The organism is Peribacillus acanthi (assembly GCF_003073175.1).
In the GTDB taxonomy this organism is placed as follows: domain Bacteria; phylum Bacillota; class Bacilli; order Bacillales; family DSM-1321; genus Bacillus_BN; species Bacillus_BN acanthi.
On sequence record NZ_QBBX01000005.1, the window covers coordinates 45,304 to 65,283 of the forward strand.

The 19,980-nt window shown below is 36.2% G+C and carries 25 protein-coding genes; 7 read left to right on the forward strand and 18 right to left on the reverse strand.

Features of this window, described 5'->3' with window-relative positions:
• From DBX25_RS21215 to paaK, 4 genes are all read right to left on the reverse strand, one after another.
• On the reverse strand, positions 1–228 hold a 228-nt coding region (locus tag DBX25_RS21215), incomplete at its 3' end, for a Phenylacetic acid catabolic protein (protein ID WP_420812925.1).
• Positions 204–545 carry a 1,2-phenylacetyl-CoA epoxidase subunit PaaB gene (paaB, locus tag DBX25_RS06305; RefSeq protein WP_108669938.1) on the reverse strand — a complete coding sequence of 114 codons (342 nt, stop codon included), beginning with the start codon at positions 543–545 and terminating at the stop codon, positions 204–206. The genes DBX25_RS21215 and paaB, both read right to left, overlap by 25 nt.
• A gap of 24 nt (positions 546–569) precedes the next feature.
• On the reverse strand, positions 570–1,529 hold the full coding sequence (gene paaA, locus DBX25_RS06310; protein WP_108669939.1) for a 1,2-phenylacetyl-CoA epoxidase subunit PaaA: 960 nt from the start codon (positions 1,527–1,529) through the stop codon (positions 570–572).
• 84 nt (positions 1,530–1,613) lie between these two features.
• Positions 1,614–2,942, reverse strand: a complete 1,329-nt coding sequence (gene paaK, locus DBX25_RS06315) for a phenylacetate--CoA ligase PaaK (RefSeq protein WP_108669940.1) — start codon at positions 2,940–2,942, stop codon at positions 1,614–1,616.
• A gap of 159 nt (positions 2,943–3,101) precedes the next feature.
• On the opposite strand from paaK, the gene DBX25_RS06320 reads away from it, so the two are divergent.
• Positions 3,102–3,572 carry a GNAT family N-acetyltransferase gene (locus DBX25_RS06320; RefSeq protein ID WP_108669941.1) on the forward strand — a complete coding sequence of 157 codons (471 nt, stop codon included), beginning with the start codon at positions 3,102–3,104 and terminating at the stop codon, positions 3,570–3,572.
• A 551-nt stretch (positions 3,573–4,123) separates the two neighbouring features.
• On the opposite strand, the gene DBX25_RS06325 is transcribed toward DBX25_RS06320, so the two are convergent.
• Positions 4,124–4,924: a PP2C family serine/threonine-protein phosphatase gene (locus DBX25_RS06325; protein ID WP_108669942.1), complete on the reverse strand. Its 801-nt coding sequence runs from the start codon at positions 4,922–4,924 to the stop codon at positions 4,124–4,126.
• Positions 4,917–5,369 (reverse strand): HIT family protein, encoded by a 453-nt coding sequence (locus DBX25_RS06330; protein ID WP_108669943.1) that lies wholly within the window; start codon positions 5,367–5,369, stop codon positions 4,917–4,919. Before DBX25_RS06330 ends, DBX25_RS06325 begins: the two co-directional genes overlap by 8 nt.
• 121 nt (positions 5,370–5,490) lie before the next feature.
• On the opposite strand from DBX25_RS06330, the gene DBX25_RS06335 reads away from it, so the two are divergent.
• Positions 5,491–6,066, forward strand: coding sequence for a CBO0543 family protein (locus DBX25_RS06335; RefSeq protein WP_108669944.1), 576 nt, complete (start codon positions 5,491–5,493; stop codon positions 6,064–6,066).
• Positions 6,067–6,113: 47 nt separating this feature from the next.
• Here DBX25_RS06335 and DBX25_RS06340 read toward each other — a convergent pair whose 3' ends face one another.
• The 5 genes from DBX25_RS06340 to DBX25_RS06360 all read right to left on the reverse strand — a co-directional run bounded on the left by DBX25_RS06340 (position 6,114) and on the right by DBX25_RS06360 (position 9,914).
• Positions 6,114–6,509 carry a Gmad2 immunoglobulin-like domain-containing protein gene (locus DBX25_RS06340; protein WP_108669945.1) on the reverse strand — a complete coding sequence of 132 codons (396 nt, stop codon included), beginning with the start codon at positions 6,507–6,509 and terminating at the stop codon, positions 6,114–6,116.
• 24 nt (positions 6,510–6,533) lie between these two features.
• Positions 6,534–7,199 (reverse strand): DUF2642 domain-containing protein, encoded by a 666-nt coding sequence (locus DBX25_RS06345; RefSeq protein ID WP_108670133.1) that lies wholly within the window; start codon positions 7,197–7,199, stop codon positions 6,534–6,536.
• Between the two features lie 21 nt (positions 7,200–7,220).
• Positions 7,221–8,576, reverse strand: coding sequence for an arsenic transporter (locus DBX25_RS06350; protein ID WP_108669946.1), 1,356 nt, complete (start codon positions 8,574–8,576; stop codon positions 7,221–7,223).
• A 371-nt stretch (positions 8,577–8,947) separates the two neighbouring features.
• Complete coding sequence (locus DBX25_RS06355) at positions 8,948–9,442, reverse strand: CBO0543 family protein (RefSeq protein ID WP_108669947.1); 495 nt, start codon at positions 9,440–9,442, stop codon at positions 8,948–8,950.
• A 7-nt stretch (positions 9,443–9,449) separates the two neighbouring features.
• Positions 9,450–9,914 (reverse strand): hypothetical protein, encoded by a 465-nt coding sequence (locus tag DBX25_RS06360; RefSeq protein WP_108669948.1) that lies wholly within the window; start codon positions 9,912–9,914, stop codon positions 9,450–9,452.
• Between the two features lie 253 nt (positions 9,915–10,167).
• Here DBX25_RS06360 and DBX25_RS06365 point away from each other — a divergent pair, with 253 nt between their 5' ends.
• A complete protein-coding gene (locus DBX25_RS06365; RefSeq protein WP_157950893.1) occupies positions 10,168–10,905 on the forward strand; it encodes a hypothetical protein in 738 nt (245 codons plus the stop codon).
• Positions 10,906–10,956: 51 nt separating this feature from the next.
• Here the strand turns inward: DBX25_RS06365 and DBX25_RS06370 are convergent, their stop codons facing one another.
• Positions 10,957–12,417: a PAS domain-containing sensor histidine kinase gene (locus DBX25_RS06370; protein ID WP_108669950.1), complete on the reverse strand. Its 1,461-nt coding sequence runs from the start codon at positions 12,415–12,417 to the stop codon at positions 10,957–10,959.
• Positions 12,418–12,576: 159 nt separating this feature from the next.
• On the opposite strand from DBX25_RS06370, the gene DBX25_RS06375 reads away from it, so the two are divergent.
• Both DBX25_RS06375 and DBX25_RS06380 read left to right on the forward strand, forming a co-directional pair.
• Complete coding sequence (locus DBX25_RS06375) at positions 12,577–12,927, forward strand: ASCH domain-containing protein (protein WP_108669951.1); 351 nt, start codon at positions 12,577–12,579, stop codon at positions 12,925–12,927.
• A gap of 2 nt (positions 12,928–12,929) precedes the next feature.
• Entirely contained in the window at positions 12,930–13,370 is a 441-nt protein-coding gene (locus DBX25_RS06380) for a hypothetical protein (RefSeq protein ID WP_108669952.1), read from the forward strand.
• A 24-nt stretch (positions 13,371–13,394) separates the two neighbouring features.
• Here the strand turns inward: DBX25_RS06380 and DBX25_RS06385 are convergent, their stop codons facing one another.
• Positions 13,395–13,766, reverse strand: a complete 372-nt coding sequence (locus DBX25_RS06385; RefSeq protein ID WP_108669953.1) for a DUF454 family protein — start codon at positions 13,764–13,766, stop codon at positions 13,395–13,397.
• A gap of 137 nt (positions 13,767–13,903) precedes the next feature.
• Here DBX25_RS06385 and DBX25_RS21220 point away from each other — a divergent pair, with 137 nt between their 5' ends.
• Complete coding sequence (locus DBX25_RS21220) at positions 13,904–14,518, forward strand: peroxiredoxin (RefSeq protein ID WP_240620197.1); 615 nt, start codon at positions 13,904–13,906, stop codon at positions 14,516–14,518.
• Positions 14,519–14,646: 128 nt separating this feature from the next.
• Positions 14,647–15,084, forward strand: coding sequence for a hypothetical protein (locus DBX25_RS06400; RefSeq protein WP_108669956.1), 438 nt, complete (start codon positions 14,647–14,649; stop codon positions 15,082–15,084).
• 81 nt (positions 15,085–15,165) lie between these two features.
• On the opposite strand, the gene DBX25_RS06405 is transcribed toward DBX25_RS06400, so the two are convergent.
• The 5 genes from DBX25_RS06405 to DBX25_RS06425 form a co-directional block, all read right to left on the reverse strand.
• Positions 15,166–16,152, reverse strand: a complete 987-nt coding sequence (locus DBX25_RS06405) for a BadF/BadG/BcrA/BcrD ATPase family protein (RefSeq protein ID WP_157950894.1) — start codon at positions 16,150–16,152, stop codon at positions 15,166–15,168.
• 17 nt (positions 16,153–16,169) lie between these two features.
• Positions 16,170–16,910, reverse strand: a complete 741-nt coding sequence (locus DBX25_RS06410; RefSeq protein ID WP_108669958.1) for a hypothetical protein — start codon at positions 16,908–16,910, stop codon at positions 16,170–16,172.
• Positions 16,897–17,580 (reverse strand): beta-phosphoglucomutase, encoded by a 684-nt coding sequence (gene pgmB / locus DBX25_RS06415; RefSeq protein WP_108669959.1) that lies wholly within the window; start codon positions 17,578–17,580, stop codon positions 16,897–16,899. Before pgmB ends, DBX25_RS06410 begins: the two co-directional genes overlap by 14 nt.
• A 369-nt stretch (positions 17,581–17,949) precedes the next feature.
• Positions 17,950–19,113 carry a toxic anion resistance protein gene (locus DBX25_RS06420; protein ID WP_108669960.1) on the reverse strand — a complete coding sequence of 388 codons (1,164 nt, stop codon included), beginning with the start codon at positions 19,111–19,113 and terminating at the stop codon, positions 17,950–17,952.
• Positions 19,110–19,766 (reverse strand): 5-bromo-4-chloroindolyl phosphate hydrolysis family protein, encoded by a 657-nt coding sequence (locus DBX25_RS06425; protein WP_108669961.1) that lies wholly within the window; start codon positions 19,764–19,766, stop codon positions 19,110–19,112. The genes DBX25_RS06420 and DBX25_RS06425 overlap by 4 nt, the downstream gene beginning before the upstream one ends.
• Positions 19,767–19,980 lie beyond the last annotated feature (214 nt).

Here is a 19,980-nt window from a genome sequence, read left to right on the forward strand (position 1 = left end):
CCCTAATTCTTCTAACAATCGATAAAACATAACCGCATGACCCATCGTGTCTTGGTTGATAGATGAATATGCGACATCCTCTTCAATATGTGGAGCTAATCCAAGCCATTCAGAACCCCGATAGGCAAGGATAAAATCGTCGTCTGCAAGCTGATACAATAACTCTATTAATGGAAGTTTATTAGTTTGCTCAAATTGCTCCGTCATTTTTCGATTTTCCCTCCCCATGAGAGAATTTCTTTTTCATCTAGCATCTCCTGCTCATAGTGGCGCCATTTTTTCTTCAAATAGCCATATCCTTTTGTATTTCGATAATCCTTATTATCTAGCCTAGCTAGAGACTGTCTTTCTTCTGGCGTCATTTTCCTAACATCTGACCGCTTCACCACCCATATATCAGCAACAGGTTCTCTTCTCATAAAATTCTCCTGTGCCATAACTAGGGCCAGCTCTTCATTAGGCGCTAATAAACTAAACTGATATTGCATTGGAGCTGTATCGGATCTCCTACTAAAAACCTCGTATTCTTCATAAAAACTACTCAAGGAAGGCCCTCCTTTCTTTCAAAATTAAACGTTGTCACTTTTCTTGCTCAGTGCTTCTCGAACCCAAGCATTGTTTTCATACGCAAGCTCTCTTAATCTCAAGCGATCCTTTGATTTCGGTCCTCTATTTTGAATGATTTCCTTAAATTTCTTCCAGTCTGGCTGTTGGTAAACCCACATCTTTTGTACGTTGTCAAAATGCATCGTAGAATCTGGAATCGTCAAACCAAGGGAAAGAATTCTTGGAACATATTTGGTGAAAAAATCTTGGCGTAATTCTTCATTGGATTTCGAACGGATTCGGTATCTTGCTGTCACGTCTTGTTTCGATGTTCCTGTCGCAGTCGCATCGCCTGGTCCGAAAAACATTAGCAATGCTTCCCACCAGCGGTTGATCGAGTCTTGAATCAAATCTTTTTGCTCAGGAGTACCTTCTGCAAGAGCCATGATAATCGCTTCCCCATGCTGGGCATGGAATACTTCCTCCGCACAAATACGTTTCAACGCTCGAGCATAAGGACCATAAGATGCATCCAGCATATTCGTTTGCGTGATGATGGCGGCACCATCTACTAACCATCCTATTAAACCTGCATCTCCCCAAGTAGGTGCTTCCATATGGAAGACATTATGAAACTTCAAATCTCCCGATAATAAATCTTCTAAAATATCACCACGTGTTTTCCCAGTCGGTTTCAATAAATCTTCTGCCACGCGAAGGAGTAGCTGACCGTGCCCCATCTCATCCTGTACTTTCGCCATGATGCCTAGCTTTCTTTTTAAAGTGGGCGCTTTCGGTACCCATTCCTTTTCTGGAAGCGCTCCCATAATTTCACTGATTCCATGCATGGAAATAAGTTTAATTAGGACATTTCTATATTCATCTGGCATCCAATCGTCCGCTTCGATTTTTTCTCCTGCCTCTATTCGTTCTATGAATTTTTTATGTTTTTCTTCTAGAGTTAAAGTTTCAATTCCTGACATTTCCCCACCACCTTAATGTATAACGTTTATTTAACGTAATTATATTATAATGTAATATACTATTCAACAGAATGTTCTGACTATTTATGTGTTGGTCATACTAAATTTTCTATGATCCACAATCCTGACTGCTTTCCCCTCTGATCTTGGGATTGTTTTCGGTGGACACACCTTTACATCAATGGAAATGAGGAGTTGGTTTTTTAATCGATACTGAATCTCCCCTGAAAGGAATTGGATTTGCTCGTGTTCAATGTTTTGACCTAGTTCACCAAATATAGCTTCCTTGATTTCAATATGAAGCTCCACAGTATCGAGTGCACCGGTGCGTTTTACGTGTAACTGATAGTGGGGAACGATGTCATTAGAGCCCAAAAGTACATGTTCGATTTCTGAAGGGTAGACATTCACCCCACGTACAATCAACATATCATCAATCCGTCCTTTGATTCTGGACATTCTTGTGGTGGTTCTGCCGCAGGCACACCTGTCTCTAGAAAGCGATGCAATATCTCCTGTCCGATAACGGATGATGGGAAGGGCTTCCTTTGTAAGGCTTGTGAAAACAAGTTCCCCTTCTTCCCCATCAGGTAGGGGCTGAAGGGTAGCCGGATCTATCACTTCCACATAAAAATGGTCTTCTGCAACATGTAGACCTCTTTGCGCCTCACAGCATTCCATCGAAACACCCGGTCCTAACACTTCGCTCAAGCCATAAATATCACAAGCTTTAATACCAAGCTTTTTCTCTAATAAGCCTCGCATTTCTTCCGACCAAGGCTCCGCCCCAAAAATACCGAACTTTAAAGAATTCCCACTTGGAATAATACCCATTTGCTCCATTCGTTCAGCAATCGTCAGAATATAAGAAGGAGTACCGCAAATAACGGAAGGCTTAAAGTCTTGTATCAACGAAATTTGCCGATCAGTATTCCCACCTGAAACTGGGACAGTTGCCATACCTAATTGTTCGCTGCCATAATGAAGCCCTAATCCCCCTGTAAATAAACCATATCCATACGCATTATGTAACACTTCTCCTTGTTTTCCACCTGCCATCGATATGGCACGGGCTACCAGGCTCCCCCACATTTTAATGTCATTATGGGTATATCCGACAACGGTCGGCTTTCCGCTTGTACCAGAAGAAGCATGAATCCTCACAACCTCGCTTTTGTCGACAGCAAATAATCCGAATGGATACTGACCTCTTAAATCTCCTTTAGTTGTAAAAGGTAACCTCTTAATATCATCTAGATTCGTAATGTCTTGTGGAGATATCCCTGCATCATCCCATTGTTTTCGATAAAATGAGACCTTTTCATATACGGTGTTCGCTGTAGCTTTTAACCTTTCTAATTGCAATTTCTCCATCCGTTCCCTACTGAACGTTTCTTCCTCATGTAAAATCATATTCTCACCTCATTTTTATATGACGATAATATTTCGTTTACAAATAATATGTAATATTATTATCATATTTACCTTTTATTTTCTGAAAAGTCAAATAATAAAACGAGTTTCATGTTACTATTATGGAAAGCTTTTGATTAGAAAATTAGGAGAATATTCATGAAGATTACATTAGAGAAAGCCACCCACACCGATGCAGAAACCATTTTTGATATCCAAATAAAAGCTTTCCAACCATTGTTGGAAAAATATCGAGATTACGAAACTAGTCCTGTGAATGAAAGCATTGCTCGAGTCATGGAAAGGATTAATCACTCTAATGGGGGATTTTTCAAAATAGTAGCCGACCACATTGTAGTCGGTGCTATATGTGTGGTATGGAAAGAAGAAACAAAATTTAGGATCAGCCCAATGTTTATTTTGCCTAAATACCAAGGACAAAAGATTGCCCAACAAGCAATCCTTTTAATCGAAGAGCTTTTCCCTCAAGCTACTAGTTGGGAATTGGCGACTATTTTAGAGGAAGAACGTAATTGTTATCTATACGAGAAGATGGGATACAAACAAACAGGTGTGACGAAAAAAATCAATGATAGAACCACTCTCGTTTATTACAAGAAAACGTATTGAATTTTGATTCGTAGCCTTGTCGAAAAATCGATAAATGGGCCGTTTTGATAATTTTTTGTATGCTTCGATTTTATTTTTCTCGGTTTCGAATGTATTTTTCCAGTTTCGATTTTATTTTTCCGGGTTTCGAATGTATTTTTCCAGTTTCGATATTAAATTTCCAGTTTAGATCATAGGTTCAGTATCCTTTCTAAAAAACAACATGAATATGGGGTCTCGAATCAGAAATCATCCTGAACATGCATATTAGAGCAGAAAATTGAAGAAAAGCACATTATTTTCAATAAAAATGCAAAGAATTAATCTTCTTTTTTATGATTTACCATAACCTAATCAACATTATGTCCTTTTGTATGAAGATTCACTTGAATGGACTTGCTAAGCTGGCCAGTTACACGCAAGAAGCCTTCTTTCTCGGTCTGTACGGGGTCCGGGCCTTTCTACTTTCAGGGCGGCACCTTACCCCTTTGGAGTTTCTAGTGGATCTCTTGCCCGTTACAATTCAATCAACCAATATAAAAACGTCCGGATCATAACCGGACGTTTTACATTTAGCTGTTACTAGGCTGGGTCACTTCTTGTGAGATATAAACCTTCCATGAAACGATGGTGGTGCTATCCCTTACATTCCGATTCTGGATGTCCTTTAACAAGCTCTTTATATTCTGTTCATTCTCTAAATTAAAGAGAACATCACTTAACTTTTTGGGATTCGAATATGGTTCACCAGGGCATTCAATCAAACCATCGGTAGTAAGGAAGAGATGATTTTCTCCCTTTCTTAACTCCCTTACTCCACTGCTGTAACAAGGTACAAGCTGTTCAAACGTATTGACTTGTCCTATCCATTCATAGAAATGTCTCTGGTTCAGATGATACTGTCCAAGAGCAGCTAACTCTGGATGGAACAGATATAAAAGGCAATCTCCCACCGAAAACCACCAAACGTATTTATCTTTTCGAACAACAATTAAACAAGCCGTTTCTCCTTGAATCTTTCTACATATTGATAGGAAATCCTCATCTTGAAATATGTTCAAAACGAACGTCTCCAAGTCCTTGAAGATGACCTTTAAAGGTTGATCGAGTATCCTCTGAATATCGGATTTTCTTTGTTGAAATAGTTCAACGATTATTTCCGCACTTTGGGCAGTGTTATGCGCATCAAGGATCATCGCAAATTCCCATGAACCTTCTTGATCTTTCCATACTAAGCAACCGTCTTCGTTCTTATATTGACCCGCTATCGAATTCCCTCCATAACGTCCAATGACCATAGTGTCGATAGACTGGATATCTATCACATCGACAAAATCTTGTTGGCTTCCAACCCAAATCAATTCCTTATTCATGACTGGAATTCACTAAATAGGATCTTAAACGTTCGCATAGCTTTACAACTTCATCATTGTTTCCCATTGGAGCTTCCGGCCAGTTATAGACAGCCATAGGTCCCCAATAATCTTCTGGGGTATTCGGATATCGTGCCACAATATGCATATGAAGATGAGGAACAGAGTTACCAGAAACAAGAGAATAAATATGCTCTGCTTTTTCCGATTCCATTAGTGCCTTACTCACGTTTGCCATCGTCACTCCAAACGCTTGAGCTTCTTCCATCGTCATGTCACCTAAGGTAGGTGCGTGTCGTTTTAAGTCAATCATAATATGACCTAGATAATTTGGCTCGCCATTCCTATCGATATGACCTACGTATACAAATTCATCCTCATAAATCATGACACCTGCGGTTTGAATATTTCCAGCATGCTTGTTACAAATGAAGCAATCCCCCATACTAATCATCCTTTTTATAATATTTAGATAATTATAATACAAATTATTCCATCAAGATACATAGTTTGATTTGCTTTAGCCAAAATAAGGGATAATGCTAATGACTGAATGAGGTATATCCATGGTTTTCTCACTGATCAAACCGATTCAAAGTCAAGATCGATTAGAAAAAGTCGGGAAATTTTATGAAGAAATCACTAAAGTTCATATCGACTATTACCACTACTGGAAAGAGGCTACCTTTCTTCACTGGGATTTTTTACTTTCCCTTGCGTTTACCATAATTCCGCCGATTATCTGGTGGAAGGTACATAAAAAAGAAAGCAGAATGAGGCTATTAGTTGCAGGGTTATTCATCACAGTGATAACAAGCTGGCTTGACTTTTTAGGGACGATTTATGGATTGTGGTACTACACAGGAAAAGTCCTTCCAACCCTTCCCTCCTATATTCCATGGGATTTTTGCATTTTCCCGGTTCTTGTTATGCTCATAATCCAATATAAGCCACATGTTGCAGCATGGAAAAAAGCATTATTTTTTGCGTCTTTTTCAAGTTTTATTGGAGAGCCACTATTTTGGTGGTTAGGTTTTTATGTATTGAATAAATGGAGTATGTTATATTCTTTTCCGATATACTTTGTGCTGTTTTTGATTGCCCATAGGCTTAGTCAATCCAAACACTTTGAATCAGTATGACGCTTGTAACAAACAACAATAAAGAGAAGTGCTTGAACACTTCTCCTTCAATGATTTGTAATCGGAATTTTAAGAACATCGATTTTGGAGCCATCTTTTGCTGAATATACAAACAACTCCAGTTCGGTGGCCTGAAGCCCCTTATCAATTGTGATCTCGAACTCACCCCATGCAGGTGCTCCATCCGTTTGATAATAGTCTTCTTTTACGATGGTATTGCCTTTTATGATTGCATATTGAAAAACACCTTCAAACACTCTAGCTTTACCAGTAACGATAACGTTATCTTCCTTTTGATTGACCTGGATTTCTTTAAACGCTTGATTCTCGTATCTTTGCTCTTTTGTTGGGACGGGATTATTGACATCTTCTACTGGACTGCAGGAAGTTAATACGACTAAAAATGCTGATACTATAAATAAGAAGAAAGATTTATACATCATTGAATTGCCCTCCTCATTTCTGTACTAAGGCAAATGAATTGACTTGATATGAGATAGTTTTAAATATACAGTGTCCCCATTGGCCAATGCTAGTTCGACAAGGTTATTGTTCACGTTGAGTAATTTTCCTATTTTCATTGGATCACTCCCTGCATCAAACACGACTAGCTTTCCAACTTCTCTTTTTAATTGCTCCTCTAATGAACGTTGTAAAGGAACGCTAGAGGGATTAACAGGGAGACTTTCATTACTCAAAGAATATGGTGTGATGGTTTGATTGTAAGGGGTTAGCCATTTCAAATGGCTCATGGAGATGAACATCGTTTTATATACCGGTGAGTAGAACACAAAATAATCATTTAACACACTAGTGATATACCCATGAAAAGTCAGGTTTCCAGTTACGTAAATTTCAGAAAAGGTACCTTTGGCGTTCGTCAATATTTTGCGATAGGATATAGCGTCCATTTCATCTGGAAAAGCTGACTCAGTTGGATTACTTACAAACTCATTTTTATCAATGGTTTTTTTTATTCGATGAACATGTAAAAACGGGATATAGATAAACTGATTACCATTATACAGCACTAGTATATCCTGCCCTAAATCAGTCAAGACTCCCTTGAAAGAGGTTTTTCCCGATAATAATATTGAAACTTGTTTTCCCATTAACGTATTGATATCACTCAACATAATCTCCTCCTTATAAAATTAACTAAAAAACATGTCTACCCAGTAGAACAATAATAGTAGTGTGACAATTGTTGTTAAGGGGATGACTACAATTGATACACTTAGATAATCCTTCCATGTGATTTGAATCTTATGTTGTCGTAAAATATGCATCCAAATAAGAGACGCTAATGTTCCGATGGGTAATAACAATGCCCCCATATCGCTGCCAATTATATTCGCCAAATAAATGGTTTTTAACGTCAGTGGTTCCAGCCCCATTTGAGTCAAGGTAATCGTCCCAATCATTAAAGCAGGATGGTTATTGAAAATATTGGATAATACTGAAACTAATCCGCCCATTACCAAGCTTGCATAAAATAAGCCTTGATTTACAATAGGTTCACATATACCGACTAATATATCCGTCAATCCAGCATTCTGAAGTCCATATATGATGACATACATGGAAAAAGCAAAAACAAAAATATGCCACGGGGTCTTCTTCAATATATCCACAGGATTGGTGCGTATATGGTACCATCGCCATATCAGTAATGCTAAAGACCCCAATACCGCAACAATTTCAATAGGTATTGAAAAGAATGAAGCCACAAATAACAAGCACCTCATGATGAAGACAAAAATCAACACTTTCAACATGAATATGGTCCTTTTACGTTTTGTTTCAACAGAAATGCTACTCTTTAATGGATGAAAATTTTTAATAAAAAACATTTCTTCTATATCATATGATGAGATTGGCAATTTTTTCGGCAAATGGTTCCTTACTACCATAAACATTAGCCCACTCATAAATAAAAGGCCTAGTGTCGCTGGTACGAACATCATTGCGGTTTGCATATAGAGCGTCATGTCCACAATTTTCAGTCCGATCAAGTTAACAATGTTACTTACTCCTATTGGGGTACTCGCAGCCGTAGCAATCAATGCACCACTTAATAGATATGGAATTTGTTCGTGAGGTTTAAGTCGAAGGTTTTTTGTTAGCATTATTAAGATAGGAGTTGTAATTAAAATACTACCATCATTATTAAATAATAGTGTCATCAAAAAACATAACAATTGGATATTCCAATATAACCGATAACCCGATCCTTTAGATAAAGTCGCTAGCCTAGCCGCTGACCAGTGAAAAAAACCAAAGCTCTCTAATATAACCGCCATGACGATGGTACTTATGATTGTTATTGAGGCTCCACCGATTTTGCTGATAATATCAAAAATATCTTCTCTTGATACGATGCCTGTAAGTAAGATCAGCACCGCACCAATCGAAGCTGGCCAAGCTTCATTGATTCCCCTCGGTCTCCAGAATATGACCAGCATAGTCAAACTGAAAACCAGTATTGTCATTCCTATTTCGAAAGTCATTACCATGCTCCTTTCTTGAGGTTTCCTACATTTGCCCCTGCATGTCCAATTCCCTATATACATATTCGCCCCAAAGAGATAAGGCATGGATACTCGTCCAACACAAGCAAAAATGTATGTTTGTCCATCTAGGGCTGGTACCCCCAATAGACAACTATCATTGTGCTTGCACCATTAGAAAACTTGGCTTGCACCATTAGAAAACTTGGCTTGCACCAATCCCAAAGAGTCGGCATTTGCTAATTTGCACTTATACAATATTCCTAATATTGGCCACTACTTCGACTTACTTCTTTGCTGCTAATTTATACTCCTAAAGTAAAAACCACAGCCGAGTGACTGTGGTTAAGGAATTCGAGCTGACCCTTCTACTATCTCGGTAGCGGGTCGTTCATATGTTTTTGGATAAATCGGAAGAAGCAAATTAATAGAATGGCCGCAATAGGATAAGTCGGGACGGAATATAATAATTTCCACCCTGTATAAGTTAGTACATTATTTTTGATACATACCCATTCAAAAAGGATGGAAAAGCAAGTCCAAAATAGGATATACAGCACTGACTTCCTCCCTTTGATTTCCCATTTATCATACACATAAAGAAAGATAAGAGCTGATGCTGGATATACAGTTAGATGGAAAAATGCAGAAGAGGGTTCATATGTAGGATTATCAGAAAAATAATACAACTGATAAGGTGTTCCAACTAAGAAATAGTCAATGGTTTCTACTAGGAAAACATTATAAATCCAGATGCTTATATTAATGACGGGATGAAAATATTTTCGAATCAAAAAGAACAGACTCAGTGATGCGATACCGGTAATGATCATAAACCAATCATTCCAATCAAATGTGTAGTTCATCTAGTATTCACTTCCTCAAAAGCATCTTCCGAAAGATTTTCAAAAAAACTACGGAAAGCAAAAGATAGGATAACCAAAATGCAAAAGTCCACCAAACTTTCCACTTCACATGATTGAGTATGTCAAACCAATCTGCCAACCATTCTAATCCTGCATTAATCATTAGAAATACCAATACCAACAAGACTTTCTTTAATATGCCTTTTATTGCCACAAAGTCATTTAAAAACCAGACTAAAAATAATGGATAAAGAACTAACCGATTCATAACATGAGTAATTTCTATAAGAAACTGATCAGGAATACGGATGAAATTAAAATTCAAATGATTTAAAGCAGAAAAGTTTTGGATGAATAGAGAACCTAGCAGCCAGTAAACAATCAACTCTAATAAGGTTAGGTTACTCCTCTTATATTTGAACACATAGAGGGTTAAGAACAGATTTATAAATAGATAAAAAATAAAAATCATTCGGCCCTCTCCTTCTACATATCGAAGTCCTAAATATAGATTGTCCCAATGTGAGATGAAATACTAGGATTTATCCCCCACTTTTGTACTATCCATATTAAATAAACCGATTCATTTTTGGAGAATATACATTATATCCTTCATTTCAGAAAGGACTAAAATGAGAAATAAAACGATTCCTTTTGTGATATTATCTATACTTCATTTTTTACTTCTAGGACACACCCTCTATAAAAAAAAGCAGTCGATATTTTTGATATTATTTAGCGGTATAGGATTAGGATATATTTTTGAATATTTCGTTTTGGACATCTGGAGAATGTACTGTTATTATCCAAAGGTATTTAAAAATAAAGTGGTTGATTCATTTTTTGGTGGGATGTTGTCCCAAGCAGTCTTTATTCCAATCATGGCTACTTTTCTAGTTGCTTTCAAATTAGGGTGGAAATGGAGAATTGGAGCGGGTTTGTTCTATGGGCTGATTGAACGCATATTTTTGCGATGGGGACTTTTTAAAAATAGAACCTGGAATACATTATTTACCATAACTGCATTACCCATTTATTTTTGGTTAATAGAAAAATGGTGGGATGCCATGGAGGGAAAAAGAAAAGATTTGCTATCAAAATTTACCTTATTCTTTATTTATTGGGTAAATTACTGTAACATCTATTTTTTCCTAGTTGCCTCCTTTAAAAAATTGATACTGCGTGCTGGTTTTGCGAAGGATAAATACTCAGATACTTTTATCGTGGCGCCTTTGTACACGTTTTATTTATCAATCATTGGAACCCTTACATCCTTATGCCAACATAAATCAAGCAAAATTCTTGGCTTCTTAACAATCCACCTATCTGATCAACTCTTATATAAATCGAGAATCATTCAACCAAAGAATTGGTCAGTCTTTGCTTTTCTTCCGATTCACTTCGTTCAATTAGCAATTGGCGAGTATTCATACAAGCACATTAGAAAATACTGGAAAATATAAAAAGACCTTCAATTAATAAATCTGAAGGTCCTTTTTTCGCTTGTAGTTCCCTTAAATATATTCCAACTCTACCTTCACTGCTGTCCCTTTTCCTACGTGGCTCTCAATGCTCATAGAACCGTTATGTTCTTGAATAATTTTATTGCTTACCGTCAGTCCTAACCCAATTCCTTTATCTTTCGTAGTATAAAAAGGAGTTCCTAGATGTCTTAAGAGGTTCTCTTCTATACCGGTCCCTTCATCCTTAAATGTTATCAAGACCTTCTTGTTTTCTGCCTTTCGGACAGTGATTTGAACGATTCCTCCATTTGGCATGGATTCAATCGCATTTTTAAGAAAATTAACAAAGACCTGCTTCAATTGATGAGGGCTACATAATAACTCGACATCTTCAACTAAATCTTCCAAAATAATTTGGACGTTATGTAATAGGGCTTGTGGATGAAGTACATTAATTGTGCTATGTAAAATGGAAAATAACTTTTCTCTTTCAAAAAGAATAGCCTGGGGCTTAGCTAGTGACATAAATTCATTCACGATGATGTCGATTCGGTCCAATTCATTCATGATGATTGACAAATACTGATCTTGTTTATAAGCATCAGTATTACTACGTAAGAGCTTAGAAAACCCTTTTAATGAAGTCAATGGATTCCTAATTTCATGTGCTACACCTGCTGCGAGTTGACCGATAATAGATAGTCGATCTAGATTGCGAAGGGCAGCATCATTTTTGATTCGATCCGAAATATTTCTACCGACTGTTACAAAAGCCTCTATCTCTTTTTGATCATTATAAATAGGCGAAATATTGGATTCCAAGTAAATTGCATCACCTTTTGATGTTCTAACTTTTAATTGGATTAACTGAGGTTCTTCCGTCTCCAATAACGTTTGAAAAATTGAATTAAAGTGCTCTTCTTCCCCAGGCAGCATGAAATCATACACTTTTCGGCCAACCATTTCTTCTGGAGAAAGTCCCATTACTTGTTGATGCGATGGTGAAGCATATATAATTTTTTTATCAAAGGTAAATACCTTAATCATATCAGAAGTATTTTCCGTAATGAGTTTATAAAGCTCACGGAATTTTCCTAATTCTCTTTCCATTTTTTTTAGTTCAGTAATATCTCTGAAAATAGCAATAATCGCTATGATTTCTCCACTTGCATTCCGAAAAGGTGAATAGGAAACGGCGATATCCAGGACTGATCCATTCTTATGGTAACGCTGGGTAATCATATTAGAATATACTTTTCCATGTTTAACGGATTCAATGATATCATTTACGATTTTTGGGTTAGAAAATTCAATAAATTTCCTACCGAGTATCTCTTCTGGAGTGTATCCAAAAATTTTCGTATACATCGCGTTCACTCGAATAAACCGATCGTCCATATCCACAATCGCAAACCCATCTGCAGTACAATTGAGAAATAAATCGAATAGTTCATCAGAATTATATAAGAATGATTCATTTTCCTTACCCATTATCGGGAAACTATTAATCATCGAGCTCTCTCCCAACTTATCATATGTCCTTCTCTCTATTTTACAGAATTTTTCGATAAATAATAGACTAAATTTACTTTTTTTGAATAGCTTTTTTTATTAGTGGATAAGTATGGTACAGTAAAAAGGTACTTTGAAATTTGAAGGGAGATTAATTTAATGAATAATCAAGAAGCACAAAATACTTTACCACCCAAAACTTGTTCGATAGAACGCCTGGTTACAATGCCTGAAGATGTACAAAAAGTACTAGAAGGCAAAAAAACTGCAACGCGCAGAAATGGACGATATGCAGATGTAGGTGAAATCATGGTTTTAGGAGATAAAAAATTCGAAGTAAACCGTGTCTATTCACAGTCTCTAGGAGAATTAACAGATGAACACGCCCAGCATGAAGGCTTCAACACGGTCGAAGAGTATAAAGAAGCCATTCTTTCTTATCATCCTGGCATGCCATGGCTTCCACAAATGAGAGTCTGGGTTCATGAATTTAGTGCTGTCAGTGAATAAAAATGGATTTATTGTACCGTAGCCTAATATTCATCCATGTTCTTAGTGTCATAGTTTCCATTGGGCCTTTCTTCATTCTACTTCCTATCGTAAAAAAACTTAAAATGGTGAAGGAAGAAGAAGTAGGGGCACACTTAGAAACATTCCGATTTGTAGTTCGGCTTACAAAACACGCAGGACATGTACTCGTTGGTTCAGGTGTCTTGTTAGTGATATACGGACCATGGACATGGAGTACACCTTGGATCGTTATGACACTCCTGATCATGTTTGCATCGCTATTTTTTTTGGCCAGAGCTTTTTCTCCTAAATTAAGGAAATACCAAGAAGAAGTACATAATCGTTTAGAATTAGCAGAAAAATTAAAGCGTTCAATATGGATTTACATCATACTACTCATCGCCATGCTATGGTTTATGGTTGTAAAGCCAAGTTTGTGGTAATAGAAAAATCAAAACCTTGTCAAATTAAGACAAGGTTTTGATTTTAGTAAAGAAATAATAATATTGGTAAATCACAATAAGTATTAATAGTATTTTTACTCCTAAACTATCCATGAAGATGAATGGTATCGCCATCATCGCATTTGCAAACAAAAGAATCGAAAGTTTTTGTCTTAAGGTCATCCCTTTCTGCTTCACAAAACTCTCCAAATGCTTTTTATATAAAGAAGTCCCTTTAAACCACTTCTCAAAGCGCTCAGAACCCTTCACAAAACAAAAAGACGCTAACAATAAAAATGGCGTTGTCGGCAAGACCGGCAATATAATGCCTAGAATCCCTAAACCTATGGATAAAAAACCAACAATAATATATATGATTTTTATGATTTTATTAATAACAAATCCCCGTCCACTCTACTTATTATGAAATTTAGTACTATTTTAAGAGTATATTAGATTCAACTGGACAAAACAACCTTCATAAAATAACCATGTTCCTTGGAGTTTGAATTTGTTGGAGGTGAGTAGAAAATATGCAGGACAGAGAAAATAAAGAGTCAAAAAGTTGCCATTTACCTTTTTGTGCACAAACAACCGATAAAGCACCTGTATTCTCCGCTGAGGCATATGACAATATCGAAAAGAAAATAAAAGAAGTACGTCTAGAATCTTATCAAGGAAAATGGGTCATTTTATTTTTTTATTCTAGTGATTTCACCTTCGTTTGACCGACAGAATTAGCGGCGGTCGCTGCTATTTATGATCAATTTATAGCAATTAATTCTGAAGTTCTCGCAATAAGCACAGACAGTGTATACTCGCACAAAGTATTTACTGAGGTGTCCCCATCTGCTTCCAAGGTCAACTTTCCATTAGTGAGTGACCGGAACCATTCTATAAGTAAAGCTTACAGAGTCCTCAATGAGAAGACTGGCGCAACTTTTCGTGCCACCGTCATCATTGACCCTGAAGGAATAATTGTAAGCAGATTTATTAACCCTTCTGAAGTCGGCAGGAATATATATGAAATATTGAGAATCATACAAGGCATACAATATGGACGCAGTACCGGACAAGGAATACCTGCCAATTGGGTACCAGGGCAGCCAGGTATAATAAGGGATCCGAAATATATTGGGAAAATCTAATTACTACATTTATTAAGAACTTGCGTGCCTTAATTGTTTCTGGGCATTAGCCCTGTCACTTTGCCTACTTTTTCATATGTTGTTAAAGTATTCATCCCGACCATATATAAAAGAGGAGCGATTCCGTGATGAACCCTTATCAATTTTATCCTGGATATATTCCGCAATCTGTAAATCCATATACTCAAAACCCTTATCAACAACAGCAAGACTTTTACCGTCAACAACCAGAATTTTATCAACAACCAGAACATTATCAACCATTAGATTCATTAGAAGGATTCGAATCCTACCAAGAAGAACAAGCCGATATTGATAGACAACCTAACCTTGAAAGAAGAATACGCGAACTGGAAAGAGAAAACCAGCAACAGCAACAAGAACTAAGACGCCTAAGTCAGGAATTGAATCGCCAAAACCAAGAAATTGGTCGTTTAAACCGTGAAGTTGCTCGCCTCAACCAAAATGACGAGCGCCATACTCGCCGCTTAAATCGCTTGAATCAAAGACTACGTGCTGTTGAGAACAGATTGAACATCCCGTTTTATGCTGAGGATGGGTTTTAATAAAGAAACAACAAAGAAGCAGGAGTTTGTCCATGCTTCTTTGTTGTTTTATGGTTAGTAGCGATAATTTATTTAAGAATTCTAATAAAAATCGTTGGTACTTTCAGTGCTTATTAATTTTTCTAGAATATCTTGGTTGTTTGAAAGTCCTAACTCGTTATAAGCATATAAAACTGCACCTAATACTGGTGACAAATTAGGCTTTTGTATAGAGAATGTTTTTAATGAATTGCTACCTTTCAATACCCTTTCGACCATTGAAAGCACATAAGAATGATTTACGACACCACCAACAAATGACAATGAAACACTATCTTTTACGAACATTGATGATACAAGTTGTATACCTGTAACTAAAGAAGTTACTACTTTTTCACAAGCATTATTCGCAATTTCACTACCTTTAGATGCCTCCTCAGTAACAATCGAACCCATACCACTTAGCATTTTTAATGCCCTTATCTTCTCACTATTGAATCCTCTAGCTGCAAGTTGCCGTAATTCTTCAATATCTTTCACGTTCCAATAATTTAATACGGATTCAACTAAAGATTCTTCTCTTAGGAGGCTTTTTTGAGATATTAAATCGTAAATTACAGAGTAGGTTAGAAATCTTGAAGCGGCTTCAGAATCATGATGGAAATCGTAATTCCTAATCATTTTTCCACTTTCAATTTTACCTACAACAATCGATCCTGTCCCCGCAATAGCCAATATTCCAACTTTCCCTAAGAAAGCACCATAATGAGCAACTTCAGCATCATTTAATATGACCTTTGAACTTTTTAACCCCGTAATAGACAAGTACTTTTCTGCCCACTCCATATCTTTAGGACCGTTTAGACCCGCAAATCCGGCTACGATACATTGAATAGATTCCAATGTATAATTTGCCTTTCCTAAGGCTTCCATTATTGCAGACTCAACATTTTTTTCAGGCTCTTTATTTTTTCCAGGATGTGAACCTGCTTTCTTTGAAAAGGCCAGGATGTTTCCTTCTAAATCAGCAATAACAACCCTAGTATATGTTCCTCCTCCATCAATACCCACTACAATTCGTTTATCCAAAAGTCTTCTCCTTTTGTCTACTTTTTTACTTTTTGGAAATATCGATAATGATAAACAAAGAATAAATAATTGATTACCAATAAAGAGCAGTATATGATTAGCCACCATTTTTTTGTGGTCATCCATTTTTCAAATAATCCCGTTCCATTAAGAAGCGAGTCTTTTTCAAACATACTGAAGTTGTGTCCAATACCTAATAGGATGGACAATATGCTAAGAGTACCAAACATAATAATGATTGCGATATAGTTGCTTTTAATTTTATTGTTTTTCTCTTGCTCTTTCTGGAATATAAAAGAAAAAAAGCCTTCGATTGAACTAATTATTCTTTTTATTCTTGTCTGATTTTCCTCTTTTATTTCCACGTCTTTAGGTGCTCGGAGAAATGTCTCCCAATTTAATGATCGCTCCATAATATTTGATCGAATAGATATTTCATTATGTATTTTATCTTCAATTTGTTTGATATATTGTCCCGCCCGAGACATTCTTCTTACTTCACCATTCCAAATAAGTATAATTAAGTTACACATAAAGGGAATAAATATAACATAAATAGCCTCAACGATACTTTCTTTCCCCCATAGATTTGCACTAAAAGCGATTAATACCCCAATGGCCGTCAAACCATAGTTTATAATGGATTGCTGATTTTTAAGTGAATCTGCTGACTCATTTCGTAAGGAATTATACTCCCCAATGACAATATCAAACCATTTTAATTGAAATTCAATCTGTTTATCATTATTTTGTTCCATTGTAATTTTTCCTTTCAAAACGCTTGATCAATTCTGGATAAGTAATTTCTTCTGTCCTTAGCACATGCCAATCAGCAGTTTCAAGTTCGCTTCCATTGCCTATTCCAATCGAAAACATTTTGGTTTTTTTTATGGCCTTTATACCTGCTTCACCGTCTTCAATAGCAACACAATTTTCAATGTCCACTTTAAGATTCTCTGCAGCTTTTAAGAATATTTCTGGGTCCGGCTTTCCTTTTTTTAGTGACTTTGGATTAACAATACAATCAAAATAATTGTATAGACCAATTTTCTTCAATACAGTTTGACCATTAGTACTTGAAGATGCCAAACCTATTTTAATATCATGTGATTTTAAGTCTAAAATGAATTTTTTCATACCTGGTAATATAGAAGTTTCATTCATGTTTTCGATAAGGTGTTGATACTGCTCATTTTTACTTTCCGCTAATTCAAATTTTTCAATTTCACTTAATTCTTTTTTAGAAAGTTTAACTAAGGAATTAATAATCTCATATCTTCCGATTCCTCTATACCTTTCATTATCTTTTCTAGTGAATGGAATTCCTAATTTGTCAGCTACTGTTTTATTTGTAATGTAATAAAACTCGAATGTATCAGCAATTACACCATCTAAATCAAAAATCACTGCCTTTACGGACGTACTCAATTAATTGTTCCTCCCTCTATTACCACATTTTGTTGTCTTATAAGAGCGCACCCACATTCGTTTAAGATCAAAGAATTTATGGTGCTATTAAAATAAAAATAGTATTTAGTAAGATGATAGATTTTTTGAAGCCGGTGAATTATGATTGTCTATTAGGTATAGGATAATACTAATATACTTAATGTTATATTTAAAGCGAAGGAATTCTGATCAATTTAGTAGATAATCTAACAGGAAAATTTTAAAAAATTGAGATAAAACAGATTAGAAATTGAATGGTATTGTTTCTGTATTGGCAACTAAATCCTGGGTTCTAATCATGTACAAAAACAAAAAAACGACAGCACCCACTGTCGTTTTCCTCTAAATTTATTCCCCTTTTATCTCCAACAACTTATGTCTTAAACTACTTTCCATTGAAGCTAGTTCATTTTCGGCTTGGCGTCGTTTCATGCGCCCTTCCTCTTGAATTCGCAACGTTTCTTCTAGTGTGGATAATAGAGTTTCTTGCGTTTTCTTAAGAGTTTCAATATCCACTAGGCCACGTTCATTTTCACGTGCTGTTTCAATTGTATTCGTCTTCAGCATTTCTGCGTTCTTCAGCAAAAGCTCATTCGTCGTTTGGGATACCTTCTTTTGGGCTTCGACTGCATGATGCTGTCTAAGAAGAGTCAGTGCAATCGCAACTTGATTCTTCCATAAGGGAATAGCAGTCATGATGGATGACTGAATTTTTTCCACTAACGCTTGGTTAGTATTTTGAATTAAGCGGATTTGCGGTGCACTTTGAATAGTGATTTCACGGCTCAGTTTCAAATCGTACAAACGTTTATCTAAACGGTCGGCAAACTGAATCATGTCATTCACTTCTTGAAATTTCATATGATCGTTCGTAGCTTCCGCTTGCTTTTGAAGAGCAGGTATCGTCACTTGCTGCAATTCTTCAAGCTTTAATTCCCCAGCCGCAATATACACATTTAACGCTTGAAAATACTCTTTATTATTTTCATAGAGCTTCTCTAACATCCCTATATCAGATAATAGGTAATTTTTGCTTCCCTCAAGCTTCACGCTAATTCGATCGATTTGAGCTCCAGTTTTTTGATATTTTGATAAAACCTCTTGTACAGAACCAGGAATTTTTCCAAATACGCGCTTCAGTAATGAAGGTTTTTCCGCTTTTAAATCATCCGGATTCACATCGCTTAGCTTCTTCATTAAGTCATTAATGATATCTCCAACCTGCCCGACATCCTTCTTTTGAACATGCTCTAGCATCGTATTGGAAAAAGACAATAGCTTCGATTGAGCAGGAGTCCCGTATGAAATCATTGCTTCGTGATTTTTAGGATCAATCTGAGCTGCTAGCTGATATGCTTTAGCTCTATTCTCTTCAGGAATCACATCAATCAATTTTACAGGCTTCGCTTGTTCCGTATGGAGATTCGGCGTCTTACTACTGCTGTCACCGAATGGATTGGAGAGTAAATCATCCATTAAATCTGAAGTGTTCGTAACTTTATTTTCGTTCATTTCAATCTCCAGCTTTCTTCATTTATTTTAGAATCTTTTTTATTTTTGATGGAATACTTTGCAACGTCTATTTCAAAATTTAACTGATCGATATCATCTGAAAGAACCTGATACAAATCTTCTTCAATCGATTTGGAAAGTTGGTCTAACAATCGACGACTTTCATTTAAGGAATGATCTAATTCTAAATTCTTTTTCGGTTGAGCTGATAAAAATACATATTTCTCAGCTAGCTCTACTGCCGAATCTAAATGCGAAAAATAAAACTGCTCTGCCTTGTAAAATCGCTTAGGCTCGCGTTTCGTCAAACTATAGATTTTCTTTGTTACACGAATCAGCTCTATCCTCTGTTTTAAAGAAGGAATATGTTTAATCCTTAACAGTGACTTTTGCAGTCTAAACAACTTAGGTTTAGCTTCCTTTAAATTTTTCTTGATATATGCATATTCTTTTCCTGTGATACGGTGTAATTTTAAAAATTTCCGTTTTAAATATACGGAGCTTAACCAATAAGTGATAATTGCACTAAGCGTGGCATTTAGCGATGATATCCAAAAGGATTGGTCAAAAGCCACAAAATTTACTAGCCAAACCGTTCCTGCTGTCGGGGTGACAATCAATATTTTTAAGAAGAAAGATACAAATGGATTCATTGGAAATCGACTCCTGACATAATGTCTTACTAAACATACGTATGTATGTGGAATGGGTTTCATTTCTAAAAGAAAAAGTTACTTTACTCAAGGTTAATCATACACAATCTCTTATATTCATTCTATTGACCTCGGAATGTAAACTAAACTAAGCCTTGAGGCGTATATCCATGAAAAAAAGCCTCGAAAATTCGAAGCTTTTTTCTTTTCAAAA